This is a genomic window from Bordetella avium (assembly GCF_034424645.1).
Lineage (GTDB): Bacteria > Pseudomonadota > Gammaproteobacteria > Burkholderiales > Burkholderiaceae_B > Bordetella > Bordetella avium.
In genome coordinates, this window is sequence record NZ_CP139969.1 from 275,143 (window position 1) to 289,277 (window position 14,135).

General features: G+C 63.1%; 14 protein-coding genes and 1 tRNA gene. 4 read left to right on the plus strand and 11 right to left on the minus strand.

Annotated elements, in window-relative coordinates; genetic code table 11:
• Window position 1: 1 nt before the first annotated feature.
• The 5 genes from U0029_RS01290 to hpf all read right to left on the minus strand — a co-directional run bounded on the left by U0029_RS01290 (window position 2) and on the right by hpf (window position 3,806).
• A complete protein-coding gene (locus U0029_RS01290) occupies window positions 2-889 on the minus strand; it encodes a septal ring lytic transglycosylase RlpA family protein (RefSeq protein WP_012418797.1) in 888 nt (295 codons plus the stop codon).
• Entirely contained in the window at window positions 886-1,758 is an 873-nt protein-coding gene (gene rapZ, locus U0029_RS01295; protein WP_012418796.1) for an RNase adapter RapZ, read from the minus strand. The genes U0029_RS01290 and rapZ overlap by 4 nt, the downstream gene beginning before the upstream one ends.
• A gap of 98 nt (window positions 1,759-1,856) precedes the next feature.
• Entirely contained in the window at window positions 1,857-2,783 is a 927-nt protein-coding gene (gene hprK, locus U0029_RS01300) for an HPr(Ser) kinase/phosphatase (protein ID WP_012418795.1), read from the minus strand.
• A 13-nt stretch (window positions 2,784-2,796) separates the two neighbouring features.
• Entirely contained in the window at window positions 2,797-3,252 is a 456-nt protein-coding gene (locus U0029_RS01305) for a PTS sugar transporter subunit IIA (RefSeq protein WP_039051583.1), read from the minus strand.
• A 221-nt stretch (window positions 3,253-3,473) separates the two neighbouring features.
• Window positions 3,474-3,806: a ribosome hibernation-promoting factor, HPF/YfiA family gene (hpf, locus tag U0029_RS01310; RefSeq protein ID WP_012418792.1), complete on the minus strand. Its 333-nt coding sequence runs from the start codon at window positions 3,804-3,806 to the stop codon at window positions 3,474-3,476.
• A 627-nt stretch (window positions 3,807-4,433) separates the two neighbouring features.
• On the opposite strand from hpf, the gene U0029_RS01315 reads away from it, so the two are divergent.
• From U0029_RS01315 to trpC, 3 genes are read left to right on the plus strand one after another with little or no spacing between them, the layout of a single operon-like run.
• Entirely contained in the window at window positions 4,434-4,997 is a 564-nt protein-coding gene (locus U0029_RS01315) for an aminodeoxychorismate/anthranilate synthase component II (RefSeq protein ID WP_012418791.1), read from the plus strand.
• 16 nt (window positions 4,998-5,013) lie between these two features.
• A complete protein-coding gene (trpD, locus tag U0029_RS01320) occupies window positions 5,014-6,045 on the plus strand; it encodes an anthranilate phosphoribosyltransferase (RefSeq protein ID WP_012418790.1) in 1,032 nt (343 codons plus the stop codon).
• Entirely contained in the window at window positions 6,042-6,830 is a 789-nt protein-coding gene (gene trpC / locus U0029_RS01325) for an indole-3-glycerol phosphate synthase TrpC (RefSeq protein WP_012418789.1), read from the plus strand. The genes trpD and trpC overlap by 4 nt, the downstream gene beginning before the upstream one ends.
• On the opposite strand, the gene U0029_RS01330 is transcribed toward trpC, so the two are convergent.
• Window positions 6,831-7,457 carry a 2-hydroxychromene-2-carboxylate isomerase gene (locus U0029_RS01330; RefSeq protein WP_114852141.1) on the minus strand — a complete coding sequence of 209 codons (627 nt, stop codon included), beginning with the start codon at window positions 7,455-7,457 and terminating at the stop codon, window positions 6,831-6,833. It abuts the gene before it with no gap.
• Window positions 7,458-7,647: 190 nt separating this feature from the next.
• On the opposite strand from U0029_RS01330, the gene U0029_RS01335 reads away from it, so the two are divergent.
• Window positions 7,648-8,547, plus strand: a complete 900-nt coding sequence (locus U0029_RS01335) for a LysR substrate-binding domain-containing protein (protein ID WP_114852142.1) — start codon at window positions 7,648-7,650, stop codon at window positions 8,545-8,547.
• 124 nt (window positions 8,548-8,671) lie between these two features.
• On the opposite strand, the gene selD is transcribed toward U0029_RS01335, so the two are convergent.
• From selD to fdhE, 5 genes are all read right to left on the minus strand, one after another.
• Window positions 8,672-9,721, minus strand: a complete 1,050-nt coding sequence (gene selD / locus U0029_RS01340) for a selenide, water dikinase SelD (protein WP_012418786.1) — start codon at window positions 9,719-9,721, stop codon at window positions 8,672-8,674.
• A 45-nt stretch (window positions 9,722-9,766) separates the two neighbouring features.
• Window positions 9,767-9,862: transfer RNA gene (locus U0029_RS01345), tRNA-Sec, on the minus strand.
• 7 nt (window positions 9,863-9,869) lie between these two features.
• The gene (gene selB, locus U0029_RS01350) at window positions 9,870-11,780 is read right to left on the minus strand and encodes a selenocysteine-specific translation elongation factor (protein ID WP_012418785.1); all 1,911 of its coding nucleotides are present in this window, start codon (window positions 11,778-11,780) and stop codon (window positions 9,870-9,872) included.
• The gene (selA, locus tag U0029_RS01355; protein ID WP_012418784.1) at window positions 11,777-13,180 is read right to left on the minus strand and encodes an L-seryl-tRNA(Sec) selenium transferase; all 1,404 of its coding nucleotides are present in this window, start codon (window positions 13,178-13,180) and stop codon (window positions 11,777-11,779) included. Before selA ends, selB begins: the two co-directional genes overlap by 4 nt.
• Entirely contained in the window at window positions 13,177-14,112 is a 936-nt protein-coding gene (gene fdhE / locus U0029_RS01360; RefSeq protein WP_114852143.1) for a formate dehydrogenase accessory protein FdhE, read from the minus strand. Before fdhE ends, selA begins: the two co-directional genes overlap by 4 nt.
• Window positions 14,113-14,135: the final 23 nt, after the last annotated feature.

The following is a 14,135-nucleotide window of genomic DNA, read 5'->3' on the forward strand; positions in this document are numbered from 1 at the left end:
CTTATTGCGAGGCCAGCGTGGGCAGAATACCCGTGTGTTCAGACACGCGCCGCACCGCTTCCATGGCCGCTTCGCGCGAGGCGTAGGGGCCCATACGCACGCGATAGAGCTGATTGGCCTGTTCAACGATGGCCGTGGGCTCCCCGCGCATTTGGCCATTGACCCGATTGACCAGCCCATGCGCATTGGCGGCCTGGCTGAAAGCGCCCAATTGCAGATAGACGCCGCCTGCGAGCATGGCCGGGGGCGGTCTGGGGGCGGGGGGAGCATCGGGCAGGGGTTGTGCAGCGGAGGGCGGGGCATCGGGCAGCGCGATGGGCTCCAGGCCGCCTGCCGCCATGTTGCGGATTTCACTGGGCAAAATGCGCTCGACCACAACGGGGCCGCTACCCGGACCGATGATCCCGAGCTTATAGGCCGCCACATAAGACAGGTCCATGATGCGATCGCTGTGGAAGGGGCCGCGATCATTGACGCGCACGATGATGGTGCGGCCCGTTGCCTTGCTCGTGACCCTGGCGTAACTGGGCAGGGGCATGGTCGGGTGGGCCGCCGTCATGCTGTACATGTCGTAGGGTTCGCCAATCGAGGTCGAGTTGCCATGGAATTTTTTGCCATACCACGAGGCGATGCCTTCCTGGCGGAAGGGTTGTTCGCGGGTGTCGGGCACATAGCGTTTGCCAAACACCACATAGGGCCGGTTTGCGCCGCTGGCAAGCGGTTCCAGGCGCGGCACGGCGTCGGGGATGCTATCCAGATTGGCAGGCGGATTGGCGTCCGGGCCGTCATCCTTGTAATAACCGCCGCCACGCTTGCCACTGGTGCCGCAGCCCGCCAGCACGGCGGCCAGCAGCAACATCATGAACAGGGCAAGCGGAGATCTTCTCATGCGGATTCGTCAGGCAATTGCGTGCGGTGGCGCACTAGCAGCGGGTCATGCTCGCTGAAGCGGCGCGCCAGCTCCTCGACCACATAGACCGAGCGGTGCTGGCCGCCGGTGCAGCCGACCGCCACGGTAAGGTAGTTGCGGGTGTCCAAGGTGTATTGCGGCAACCAGCGTCGGATGAAACCGTCGATGTCGTCAATCATGCGCTGCACGATTTCAAAGCCCGCCAGCCAGTCCGCCACGGGTTGATCGCGTCCGGTCAGGGGCCGCAGATTACGATCGTAATAGGGGTTGGGCAGACAGCGCACATCGAACACCAGATCGGCATCGTTCGGCACGCCGCGTTTGTAGGCGAAGGACTGGAAGGTCAGCACCAGCGGCGCACGGTCGGCATCGATCAGTTCGCGTATCCAGCTGCGCAACTGGCCGGGTGTGAGATCGGTGGTGTCGATCACGTGTTCCTGGTCGCGCAGCGGCGCGAGCAGTTCGCGTTCCAAGGCAATGCAGTCGGTGAGCGAGGCGGATTTTTCCCCCCGCGAGGCGCGGTCGGTCAGGGGGTGGCGGCGGCGCGATTCTGAGTAGCGCTGCGCCAGCGTCTCGGTGCTGGCGTCCAGAAAAACGACAGAAAGCTGGGTGCCCATCGCACGCAGCGCCGTGATGACATTGGGGAGTTCGGCCAGCTCGCCGGGCGAGCGCACATCGATGGCGACGGCGACCCGCTCCATGCCGTCATCGTGGGACACGGCGACGAACTCGGTCAGGAAACGCAGCGGTAGGTTGTCTACGCAGGTGAAACCCGAGTCTTCGAGCATGCGTAGCGCGACAGACTTTCCGGAGCCAGAAATGCCGGTGATGAGGACGACTCTTAACATGGCTGTGATTGTGGCATGGTTTTGCTTGCGGCAGCCTGGCCGCCGATCTTAGCTTCTTTCGGCCCTATTGCTGACGGCCAGCGATAGGGCCACGCTGACTATTTGCTGCTCTGCAAAATCGCCATGGCCTGGCGCTCCATGAATTCGCCCAGCGTGTCGATGCCGCGCAACTTCAGTATGGTGTTGCGCACTGCCGCCTCGACCAGCACCGCCAGGTTGCGCCCGGCGGCTACTTGCAGCATGACTTTACGCACCGGCAGGCCCAGCATGTCCTGGGTGATGTCTTGCAGGGGGAGGCGCTCGAATTTGTCTTGGGCGGTGGCGCGGACTAGATGCACGATCAGTTTGAGGCGCATTTTTCGGCGCACGGACGTTTCACCGAATATGGTACGGATATCCAGCAGCCCGAGGCCACGCACTTCCAGCAGGTTTTGTAATAGCTGCGGGCAATGGCCTTCTATCATATTGGGCGCGGTGCGCGAGAACTCGACGGCATCATCGGCCACCAGGCCGTGGCCGCGCGAGATCAGTTCTAGCGCCAGCTCGCTTTTGCCCAGGCCGGATTCGCCGGTGATCAATACGCCCAGGCCCAGCACGTCCAGGAATACGCCATGTACGGTGGTGGTCGGGGCAAGCTTTTTACCAAGGTAAATGCGCAGCAGATCGATCAGTTGGGCGGCCGCGACAGGCGTCGAGAGCAGCGGCACCTGATGCTGGTCGCACTGATCGATCAGGTCTTGCGGCGCGGACAGGCCGTCCGCCAGCAGAATGGCCGGCACGCCGCCGATCAGCAGCTCGTCCATGTGGTGCATGCGGCGGCGCAGATCAAACCGGGTGTAGTACGCCAGTTCTTCCTGGCCAAATACCTGGACGCGCGAGGGATGGATGAGGTTCAAGTGGCCGACCAGGTCGGCGGCGGCCATGCCGTCATCGGGAATGGCGCGGTCTGCGGCGCCATGCCCAGCGATCCAGTTGAAGGGGATATTGTCGGCGTTGTCGTCGACCAGTTCCTGAACCGTGAGCATGGGCGATCCTGCTTTAGAGTTGACCCGTGGTGAGCATGCGATAGACCGTGGCGGGGTCGGGTTCGGTGGCCAGTGCTTCACGCAAAGGCTTGTTCGACATCAGTTGGGCCAGTTCGGCCAGGATGTCCAAGTGTTGTTGCGTGGCGGCTTCGGGCACCAGCAGACAGAGCAGCACGGATACCGGCTGGCCGTCGGGCGCATCGAAGGGGATGGGTTGGGCCAGACGGATGAAGGCGGCGACCGCCTGCTCCAGGCCCTTGACCCGGCCGTGTGGCACGGCCACGCCTTGACCCAGGGCCGTCGATCCGAGCCGTTCGCGAGCGAACAGGCTGTCGAAAACGACAGACCGAGCCAAGCCATTGTGATTTTCGAAGAGCAGACCGGCCTGTTCGAATGCCCGTTTCTTGCTCGTGGCGAGCATATCGAGCACGACATTGCCAGCGGGCAGAATGCGCGACAAGTGATTCATGCGGATCATTATAGGGTTATATGACGCAGCGCAAAAAACTTGGGAAATTGCGCTTCGGGCCGGCAAGCATAGACCGACTGTGTCTGACTGTGAAGGCAATCGGGCCTGAGGAGGGTTTTAGGGTCTTTTCCGATGTCCCAGAGGGACATCGGACCCTAGGCGGGTTGGATCAGGTCAGGGTGAATCGAGCAGCTTGGCTTGAGTGCTTATGAAGCGCGGGACTAGGGGGGCGACAGCACGTCGCTTTGCCGCTTCACGGACTCGCCCGCGTGGCTCTGGACCTTGTCCTTGTATTTGATGACCTGGCGATCCAGCTTGTCGACCAGCAGGTCGATCGCCGCATAAAGGTTCTCATCCACGGCTTCGCAATGGATATCCTTGCCGCGCAGATGCATGGTGATTTCGGCTTTATGCCGCAGGGGCTCCACTGAGAGCATGACCTGGGTATCGATCACATGGTCGAAGTGGCGCAATACTCGTGCCAGCTTGTTTATGACATATTCCCGGATGGCCGGGGTGACATCGAGGCGACGACCGCTAATGCTCAGGTTCATAGTGCGCTCTCCTTAAAGAAAAGAGATGAAGTAAACGGGTGCGCATGAAGCGCGATATAAACGTTACACATCCTCCTTCTCGAAAAAGCGTTGTAGAAAACGCAAGCTCTTAAGTACTAGTGTATAGACTCTTAGCCCGAATACAAGTTGCGCTAGCGCAGTAAATCCTGCACTTTGATGACAGTTCGGCTAGGGGTATTCCCGAGGCGGCTTGGCCGGGTAATGTTTCGAAAGAGGTTTCGAAATAAGTCTCGAAAGAAGCTTCCAAAAAACGCGGTCGACAAAGCGTCGAGGCCCACGTTAGAATGAAAAAGCTTAGGCGGCAGCGTGCCGCCAGTTATTGAAATCCCATTCCATGATTCGTCCGGTTTCGTTCAACGCAGCTCAGTGGTGGCGCTTCCTCTAGGAAGCGGCTCGTCGTTGCGGTTCGAAACTGCACCTTGCCGCCGTAACCGGTGGCAGGTCGCACAAAGCAAGTTCCCCCCCCCTCCGGCACGGCGGCTCCAAAACAGGAGATTGTCAGTGCTATCAGCCTTCCCCATCCTCGCGATACGAACCTCGGCGGTTCGGTGCTGGCTCGTCGCTTCCTTCCTGTTTCGCCCCACTTTTTTCTGAGAGCGCAAAGCCATGCTGCTGATGATAGATAACTACGACTCTTTCACCTACAACCTGGTGCAGTACTTCGGCGAACTCGGCGAAGAGGTGCGCGTGGCGCGCAACGACCAGATCACGCTGCAAGAGATTGCCGCGCTGGCGCCGGACCGCATCTGCGTGTCGCCTGGCCCCTGCTCGCCGGCGGAAGCGGGGATTTCCGTGCCAGTGATTCGCGAGTTCGCGGGAAAGCTGCCTATTTTGGGTGTCTGCCTGGGACATCAGGCGATCGGCGCGGCCTATGGCGGTGACATCGTGCGCGCTCAGACCATCATGCACGGCAAGACAGTCCCTGTCTCGCATACGGGTACGGATATCTTCGCGGGGCTGCCCTCGCCCTACACCGTGATCCGTTACAACTCGCTGACTATCGATCCCGATACGCTGCCCGATGTGCTTGAAGTGACGGCCACGGCGCCCGATGGCGACATCATGGGCGTGCGCCACAAGACGCTGCCCTTGTATGGCGTTCAATTCCATCCCGAGTCGGTGCTGAGCGAACACGGCCACGACATGCTGCGCAACTTTCTGAACATCTGATTACGCGGAGACCTTGATGACGATTTCTGCCACTGAAGCCCTGACGCGCTGCATCGAACACCGCGAGATTTTTCACGACGAGATGCTGCATCTGATGCGCATGCTTATGCGCGGAGAGATGTCGCCGCAGATCGCGAGCGCCTTGCTGATGGGCCTGCGCGTGAAGAAAGAAACCGTGGGCGAAATCACCGCCGCGGCCCAGGTGATGCGTGAGTTCGCCACGCCGGTTGTCACGCCCAACCCGCAGGATTTGCTGGATATGTGCGGCACCGGCGGCGATGGCAGCCATACCTTTAATATTTCCACCACGGCGATGTTTGTTGCTGCGGCCGTCGGCGTGCCGATCGCCAAACATGGTAATCGTAGCGCATCGTCCTCTTCTGGCAGCGCCGATGTCCTGGAAGCGCTGGGCGCCAACCTGCAGCTTTCTCCGCAGGCCGTGGCCGAGTGCATCGAAGCCACCGGCATCGGTTTCATGTTCGCGCCGGCGCATCATGGCGCCATGAAAAACGTCGCCGCCGTGCGCAAAGAGTTAGGGGTCCGGACGATTTTCAACATTCTAGGACCGCTCACTAATCCGGCCGGCGCAGCCAATCAGCTGATGGGTGTTTTCCATCCTGATCTAGTCGGTATCCAGGTGCGAGTGTTGGAGCGCCTGGGCTCGCGTCATGTGCTGGTGGTGCATGGCAAAGATGGCATGGACGAGGCCTCTCTGGGCGCGGCCACGCTGGTCGGCGAGCTCAAGAATGGGGTCGTGCGCGAGTACGAAATTCATCCCGAAGACTACGGGCTATCCATGATGTCCAACCGCAGCATCAAGGTGTCCAATCGCGAACAATCGCGTGAGCTTGTCATCGAGGCGTTGGATAATGTCGAGGGAGCGGCGCGTGATATCGTCGCCCTGAACGCTGGCCTGGCCATCTACGCCGGCAATAAAGCTGACAGCATCGAATCGGCGTTGGCGTTGGCATTTGAAATGATTGCTAACGGCGCTGCCCGCGCCAAGCTGGAAGAATTCTGCGCATACACCCGGAAATTTGCAAAATGAATGACATTCTCGCGAAGATCCTAGCCGTCAAGGCTGAGGAAGTCGCCACCGCCCGCCAAATGCGCAGCGAGGCTGAGTTGCTGCGTGAGGCGCAGGCGCGCCAGGACGTGCGAGGCTTCGCACAGGCTATCGAAGACAAGATCGCCCAGGGCAAGCCCGGCGTTATCGCCGAAATCAAGAAGGCGTCGCCCTCCAAGGGCGTGCTGCGCGAAAACTTCGATGCTTCCGAGATTGCGGCCTCGTATGCCGCCCATGGCGCGGCCTGCCTTTCGGTCCTGACCGACGTGCAGTTCTTTCAGGGGTCTCACGACAATCTGCGGCGCGCGCGCGCGGCCTGCCCGCTGCCTGTGCTGCGCAAAGATTTCATCCTCGATCCTTATCAGATCATTTCGGCGCGCGCGATGGGGGCCGACTGTGTGCTGCTGATCGTGGCGGCGCTCTCGCCCACGCAGTTGCGCGATCTCGAAGCCGTGGCGATGGATCTGGGCATGGATGTGCTGGTAGAAGTCCATGACGAAGCCGAGTTGGACGTGGCCTTGGGCATGAAGACGCCGTTGCTGGGCATCAATAACCGTAATCTGCGCAGCTTCGAAACCCGTCTGGAGACGACGTTGAATCTGTTGCCGCGCATTCCGGCCGGTAAGCGGGTGGTGACCGAAAGCGGCATCCTCCAGCCGGACGATGTGCAGCTCATGCGTCGCCACGGCGTGCAGGCCTTTCTGGTCGGCGAGGCCTTTATGCGCGCCGAAGAGCCAGGGGCCGAACTGGCTCGTCTGGTGGCCTGATCAGGCTGCCGGGGGCGCGCTATGCTGGCGCGCCCATTCCAGGGCGTCTTCCAGGCGGTCGTTACCCCAGAACATTTCGCCGTTGACCAGAAAAGTGGGCGCGCCGAAGAGGCCGTGCTGGCGGGCTCGGTCCACCTGGCGGCGCAAAGCCTCTTTGCAGCTTTCCGTTTTGGCGCGCGCAAGCCAATCCGCAGCATCCAGCGACAGGCTGGCAAGCACCTCACGCATGACATCTTCGTCCTGGATATCGCGGTCATCGGCGAAATTGGCGTGAAAGACGGCACGGCAAAAACTCAGGCCCCAGGGTTGCTCTTGACCCAGCAGCGCCAGCCGTGTCGGCAGCACACCCAGGCGCGGAAAAATCGTCGGCCGTCTATAGGGCACACCGTATTTGTCGGCCAGCCGGACGATGTCGCGCATCATGTAAGCCCCCTTTCCCGGGAAGAGGCGAAAAGGGCTGTCATTCCATCCTTGGGCCTGAAAGATCGGACCTAGCAGAAAGGGCCGCAGCGCAAGCCTCACGCCGGCCTGGCGGGTGAGTGTCTCGATGCGGGACAGTGCGAGATAGCTGTAAGGGCTGGCGAAATCGAACCACATCTCAACGCGTGGCGCGGCGGGAAGGGTCATGGCGAAGCACTCCGACGATTTGGGGCGCGGCAGGCATGGGCCGCAAGACAGCATTGCAGTGATGGCGAGCCCTTTCGGTGCAAATCGTAGAACCGGGCTTCCGATGCCTGCGCTGTTTCAGGACCATTGAACGCCCGAAAGGTAATATTGCTCAAGCAATTTTCAGAGCCTCATGACATGAGTTTCAAGAATGCCGTTCCCGCTGGTTAAATTGCCGCCGCTTGATCTGGTGCGCGGCTTTGTCGCCGTTGCTCGGCGCATGAGCATTACTCAGGCTGCGCAGGATCTGCATGTGACGCAGTCGGCGGTCAGCCGACAGATACGCAGCCTGGAGGCGCATCTGGGCGTGGCCCTGCTTACCCGTGGTTTTCGCAGTGTGTCGCTTACGCCGGAGGGCGCGCAGTTGTTTCGCCTTGCCGATCCCTGGCTGACGGAGCTGGGTGAGCTGAGCGCGCAGTGGCGTACCCCTGGCAGGCGTCTGCCGGTGACCGTCACGACAACCATCGGTGTGGCCTCGCTGTGGCTGCTACCCCGCCTTGGCGCTTTTCAGGCCGAGCATCCCGATATCGATGTGCGTGTGGCCGCCGACAACCGCATCATGGATCTGGATCGCGAAGGGGTGGAGATCGCCATCCGTTATTGCACGGCTGAGCATGTCAGCGAGGAGGCGCATTGGCTGTTCGGCGAGACCGTATTGCCTGTTGCCCATCCCTCGTTTGATCTGCCTAGCCTGGATGCCGCCGCGTTGCGCGAGCTGGTGTTGTTGGAGTTCGATGATCCCACCCGCCCTTGGCTGCAATGGGGCACTTGGCTGGACGCGCGGGGTTTGAGTCGGGTGCAGCCCAAAAGCATATTGCGTTTCAACCAATATGATCAGGTCGTGCATGCGGCGCTGGCGGGCAACGGCGTGGCCCTGGGCCGTTGCGCCCTGATTGCGCCCATGCTCGCCCAAGGGCGTTTGCGTCCCGTGGGCGGCGAAGAGCCCGGCGATACGCCGCTGGCCTATTGGCTGGTCCGTAATCCGCGCCGCCCGTCTCGCGACGCCGATGTCGTGGCCAATTGGCTGCTGGCGCAGGCCGCTTCCCCGTAATCGCAGGCGGGGCCGCATCGCTGGCAGGCCCCCTGCGCCGCCCTCGCATCCTGGCCATGCTGGGATGGCCTGTTTCTTCTGTTGGCGCGGCGCAGGCAATACCCGGGTCATTCGGTGGCGCGGTTCAGGCCACCTCGACCACGGCGTCGCCGGCGGCCATGTCGCCTATCACGGCGGCGTCTTTAAAGCCTGCCGCCGCGAAAATCGACAGCACTTGGCTGGCGGCCTCGGGTGCGCAGGCCACCAGCAGTCCGCCGGACGTTTGGGGGTCGGTCAGCAGGGCGCGGTCCGTCTCGCTGAGCGATGGCCCAAGGCGTACCGAACTGCCATAAGAGGCCCAGTTGCGGCCCGATGCGCCGGTGATGACGCCATCGGCGGCCAGCCCGCGCACACCGGCCAGCCAGGGCAGATCGGCCATCCGCAGACGTGCGGTCAGGCCTGCGCCTCGCGCCATCTCCAGCGTGTGGCCCAGCAGGCCGAAACCCGTCACGTCGGTAATGGCGTGCACGCCCGGCAGGGCCGCGAGGTCAGGGCCAGGGCGATTGAGTTGAGTGGTGGCCGCAAGCATGGCGGCATAGCCCGCGTCATCGAGCCGGTTTTTCTTGAGCGCTGCGGAGAGTATCCCCACGCCCAGGGGCTTGCCGAGGATGAGCACATCTCCCGCTCGCGCATCGGCATTGCGCTTGATGAGATCGGGGTGCACCAGGCCCATGGCGGCGAGCCCATAAATGGGCTCGACAGAGTCGATGCTGTGGCCGCCCGCGATCATGATGCCGGCATCTTGGCAGACGGATTCTCCGCCGCGCAGGATGTCGGCGATCACGTCATGGGGCAGCACATTGATGGGCATGCCGACGATGGCCAGGGCCATGATGGGCTTGCCACCCATGGCGTAGATGTCGGAGAGCGCATTGGTGGCTGCGATACGCCCGAAGTCGAAGGGATTGTCGACAATGGGCATGAAGAAATCGGTGGTGGCGATGAGCGCCTGCTGGTCGTTCAAGCGATAGACCGCCGCGTCATCCGAGGTTTCCGTTCCGACCAGCAGATTGGGGTCGTGGCGTTGGGGCACGAAGCGCGCCAGCAGCTCGGACAGCACGCCCGGCGCTATCTTGCAGCCGCAGCCGCCGCCATGCGAGAGAGAGGTGAGTCGCGGACTGGTATCGGTAGACATGCAATTTCTCCATCGGTGCAGAGAAAGCATAGCATCGCCCGCGTATGGCGGAAGGCAGCAGGAGTCGAACCTACCTGGGAACGTCTGACGTCCCCAACTGGGTTTGAAGCCCAGCCGCGCCACCGGGCACGCATGCCTTCCATGCTTCCTATGATAGCGGCTCGACGGCTGTTTGTGCGCGACCGAACAGCTTACTGTCGCCACGCAACACATGGCGGTCGCGCAGACGGCGGGTGTAGCCCGCCCGATCCATGAATTCGAGAATCTGGATGGCCCGTTTACGTCCCAGCCCGGTCTGGTCGCGAAAGGCCGCTGCTTCCACGCCGCCTCGCTCCTGGCATTGTTGCGCCACCCGTGCCGCCAGCTCGTCCATGGTCTGGTGATGATAGAAAAGATCGCGCACCACTTGCACGACATCGCCCCGGCGCAGCAGTTTGCGCATCAGGCGGCGCATATCGTCTTCCGGCAGGCGCAGGCTGCGCGCCAGATCACGCACCCAGGGCGGGTCAAAGCGCGCTTGGCGCAGCAGCAGCAGGCTTTGCTGCGCCAGGCGCTGTTCTTCCTCATTCAGGGTGACGCCATGTTCCGGCAAGTGCCACCAGGCGCCATTGCGCCTAAGCAGGCCCTCCTCGGCGCTGTGCTCCAGCAGCGCCTGCCAGAGTTCGGCTGCGGCCTGCGGACAGCTCATGCGCCTTAAGCGGGCCGCGTCGGCGCCGGGTTCGTCGGGATACTGCGCATGAAAGGCTGCGACGGCCGCGAGCAGGCTTGCGCGCAGCGCCAGCCAGCAGTCTTGCGCGATGAGTACGCGTTCGCCGCGCGGCGCGATCCAGCGCGCATCCGCCGGCGCCGTGGCGTTCAGGCGCAGCACCAGGGTTTCCGGGATGCCCAGCGGCGCCTGAGCCAACAGCGGACGCAGATCATGGTCGTCGAGATAGGTGCTGAGAGCATGCAGCCAGGCTAGCCGCGCAGGTTTGCGGCGTTTGCGGTCCGGCGCATTGGGGTCGAGTATCCGTCCGCCGCCCACGGTACGGCGGCTGTTGCGCACGATGTAGCGGTCACCTGGCATGGCGCAAAGATCGTTGTCGAAGACCAGTTGCACCAGCCCGGTCTGGCCTACGGCCAGTTCGACAGGCGCCAGCGGTACGGCATGGGCCTGCGTTCGCGCAGCGCCGAGATGTACTTGCAAAGGCGTCCAGGCCGTCAGCGGGCTATCGCCCTGCCAGCGCAATTCGACATCCATATGGCGTGCCGGCGTGAAGCAGCGCGCGTCGGCGATCCAGTCGCCACGATGGATGCTGTCTTTGTCTATGCCGGGCAGGTTAAGCGCACAGCGCTGACCGGCCACGCCGCTTTCGCTGGGACGGTTCTGTGCATGAATGCTGCGCACGCGTACCGGCCGCCCCTCAGGCATCAGGCGTAAGTCGGCGCGTTCATCGGCGACGTGCACCTGGCCGTCGTGCACGGTGCCGGTCACGACAGTGCCATGACCGGCCAGGGTGAAGGCGCGATCGATGGCCAGGCGGAACAGCCCTTTGACAGCACGGGCAGGCCGTGCCTGCGCCTGGGCTTCGAGCCAGGCTTTGAGCTGCGCCACGCCGGGATCATCGGCTTGCGCGGCGGCCAGCACGAATACCGGCGCGTCTTGCAGAAAGGAGCCGGTCGTCAGCCGCTGGATGTCGGCGCGCACAGCATCGATACGGCTGGCGTCGGCGCGGTCTGCCTTGGTGATGGCCACGGCGCCTTGGTTCAAGCCCAGCAGGCTCAAGATGGCCAGATGCTCTTCGGTTTGAGGCATGACGCCATCGTCGGCGGCGACGACCAAGAGGCCAAAGTCGATGCCGCTGGCGCCTGCCGCCATGGTGTGAATCAGTTTTTCGTGGCCGGGCACATCGATGAAACCCAGCACATCGCCGTTGGGCAGTGGGGTGTAGGCGTAGCCCAGTTCGATGGAGATGCCACGCGCTTTTTCTTCTTTGAGACGGTCGGTGTCCACGCCGGTCAGTGCGCGCACCAGCGTGGTTTTACCGTGATCGATGTGGCCAGCGGTTCCGATGATCATGCCAGCGGCTCCGCCAATTGGGCGAGGAATCCGGCTTCATCGCGTGTTTCGAGACAGCGCAGGTCTAGCCAAAGCACATCGTCATCGATGCGGCCTACAACGGGTGTCGGCAGTTCACGCAATCGGGTCTGGAGGCGTTCGAGGTGGCGGCCGGCACGGCCCCGGCCCAGATAGCGGATGGCAAGGCCAAAGCTAGGCAGTTGATCGACGGGCAGCGCGCCGCTGCCGATCTGGCTGAACAGAGGCAGGCCTTCGACGCCGAAGTCCGTGCCGACCGCATGCTGCAGGGGCGCGCGCAGCCGTTCGGCCTGCTCTTGCATCTGCCGCTGGGGACGTGTGAGCAGCCGCAGCGTCGTCAAGCGTTCTGCGAGTTTTTCGGGGGCACGGTAGAGCGCCAGCACGGGCTCCAGCGCGGCCAAGGTGAGTTTGCCCACACGCAAAGCGCGTTTGAGCGGGTTCTTCTTGATTTTCCGGATCAGATCGGCGCGGCCGACAAGCAGACCGGCCTGCGGCCCGCCCAGCAGCTTGTCACCGCTGAAGGTGACCAGGTCGGCGCCGGCCGAAAGGGTGTCGCGTACGGTGTCTTCGCGGGGTAATCCCCATTGGGTCAGGTCCAGCAGCGTGCCGCTGCCCAGATCGACCGTGGCCGGCAAGCCCTGTGCATGCGCCAGCGCTGCGACCTCGGCCACGCTGACGCTTTTGGTGAAGCCGGTGACCGCGTAGTTGCTGCAATGCACCTTCATCAGCATGGCTGTGCGCGGCCCGATGGCGTGGCTGTAGTCGGTGGCATGGGTGCGGTTGGTGGTGCCGACCTCGATCAGCTTGGCGCCCGCGCGTTTCATGATGTCGGGGATGCGAAACGCGCCGCCGATTTCAACCAGTTCGCCGCGCGAGACGATGACTTCGCGCCGGTCCGCCAGCGCGTTGAGCATGAGCAACACGGCTGCGGCATTGTTGTTGACGACGGTGGCGGCTTCGGCGCCCGTGAGTTCGCACAGCAGGTCTTCGATCAGGTCGTCGCGGTCGCCGCGCGCGCCGGTGCCGAGGTCGAATTCCAGGTTGGCCGGCGAGGTCAGCGCGCGCACGATGGGCGCGATGGCCTCATCAGGCAGCAAGGCGCGGCCCAGATTGGTATGCAGCACCGTGCCCGTCAGGTTGAAAACGGCCCTCAGGCGCGGCGCATTGCGTGCGGCCAGCGCGGCGGCGGTGGCCGCCGCGATGTCTTTGAGCGCTTCATGCGCAAGCGTGCCGGCCAGGGCCTGTTCACGCAGGCTTTGCAATTGGCTGCGCAAGACGGTGACGACCTGGCTGCGGCCATATTGCTCGATCAGCGGGGTGTAGTCCGCCTGCTTGAGCAGCCGGTCCAGGGAGGGAATGTCGCCGGGGGCGGCGCTGCTCATTCCTCCACCTCTTCATGCCACAGCAGCGGGTTGCCGCTGGCCCGGCTATATCCGGCCTCGCCCATCAGGATGTCCAGCGCAAGACTGGCGAGATCGTCGGCGACGGCTTCCACATGCAGGTCTTTTTCCTGGTAGAAGATCTTGCGGTAGCTGTGGCAGTTATCGCAGGACTCGGCCTTGATGGCTTCGGAGCGGCCTTCGATGTTGTGATACGCGATGTCTTTGGTGCTTTCGCATTGGCTACAGGTCACGCGCACCAGATGCCATTCGCAGGCGCACAGACTGCACGAGAGGTAGCGCAGCCCATCGGATTGGCCGCCCACGCGCACCACGCTGGCGACCGGCAAGCTGCCGCACATGGGGCAGACACCAAAAGGACTGGCGACCGGCATGGCTTTGCGGTCGAAACGGCAGGCCATGTCGGTCCAATAGACTTGCAGCGCCGCCATGACCAGCGGCGCGGCTGCGCTATCCACGCCCACACTGCGTTCGGTCAGTAGCGCATCAGCGAGGTTTTCGACGGCCTGCGGGTCCTGTTCCAGGGTGAGGCGCCACTGCTGGCAGATGTCGCGCGCGGCCTGGGGGGTGGAGGGCGTGTCGGCCACGCGGTCGAGCAGGCGGCCGAGCATCTCGCGCCAGGCCGGATCACGCGGCCAGCCGACCGCCTGTAAAGGCGGCATGCCATGGGCTTGCGCACGGTCGATGCGTTCGGGGCTGGCGCCCGGGAAATGCGCGGCAGCCAGTTCGGTCTGCTGCGCGTCCGCCACCGTAGCCATCAGGGACAGGTAGTCGGCAATGGGGTTGTTCTCGGCCAGGGCGCGCAGACGTGCGGCGCGTGTGCTGAACACGCTGGCCCGTTCAGGCTGGCGCAGGCGGGCGATGGCGGTGTGATCCAGGGACTCGATCTCGCCGCGCGGCAATATACGCTGCAAATCATTCTCCAGAGAAACAACAC

Bases quoted from the DNA above. Each gene is read 5' to 3' on its own strand.
- U0029_RS01330 (WP_114852141.1), bottom strand. From the start codon at position 7,457: ATGACCCTTCCCGCCGCGCCACGCGTTGAGATGTGGTTCGATTTCGCC.
- selD (WP_012418786.1), bottom strand. From the start codon at position 9,721: ATGTCTACCGATACCAGTCCGCGACTCACCTCTCTCTCGCATGGCGGC.
- U0029_RS01315 (WP_012418791.1), top strand. From the start codon at position 4,434: ATGCTGCTGATGATAGATAACTACGACTCTTTCACCTACAACCTGGTG.
- trpD (WP_012418790.1), top strand. From the start codon at position 5,014: ATGACGATTTCTGCCACTGAAGCCCTGACGCGCTGCATCGAACACCGC.
- U0029_RS01290 (WP_012418797.1), bottom strand. From the start codon at position 889: ATGAGAAGATCTCCGCTTGCCCTGTTCATGATGTTGCTGCTGGCCGCC.
- selB (WP_012418785.1), bottom strand. From the start codon at position 11,780: ATGATCATCGGAACCGCTGGCCACATCGATCACGGTAAAACCACGCTG.
- U0029_RS01305 (WP_039051583.1), bottom strand. From the start codon at position 3,252: ATGAATCACTTGTCGCGCATTCTGCCCGCTGGCAATGTCGTGCTCGAT.
- selA (WP_012418784.1), bottom strand. From the start codon at position 13,180: ATGAGCAGCGCCGCCCCCGGCGACATTCCCTCCCTGGACCGGCTGCTC.
- hprK (WP_012418795.1), bottom strand. From the start codon at position 2,783: ATGCTCACGGTTCAGGAACTGGTCGACGACAACGCCGACAATATCCCC.
- U0029_RS01335 (WP_114852142.1), top strand. From the start codon at position 7,648: ATGCCGTTCCCGCTGGTTAAATTGCCGCCGCTTGATCTGGTGCGCGGC.
- trpC (WP_012418789.1), top strand. From the start codon at position 6,042: ATGAATGACATTCTCGCGAAGATCCTAGCCGTCAAGGCTGAGGAAGTC.
- rapZ (WP_012418796.1), bottom strand. From the start codon at position 1,758: ATGTTAAGAGTCGTCCTCATCACCGGCATTTCTGGCTCCGGAAAGTCT.
- hpf (WP_012418792.1), bottom strand. From the start codon at position 3,806: ATGAACCTGAGCATTAGCGGTCGTCGCCTCGATGTCACCCCGGCCATC.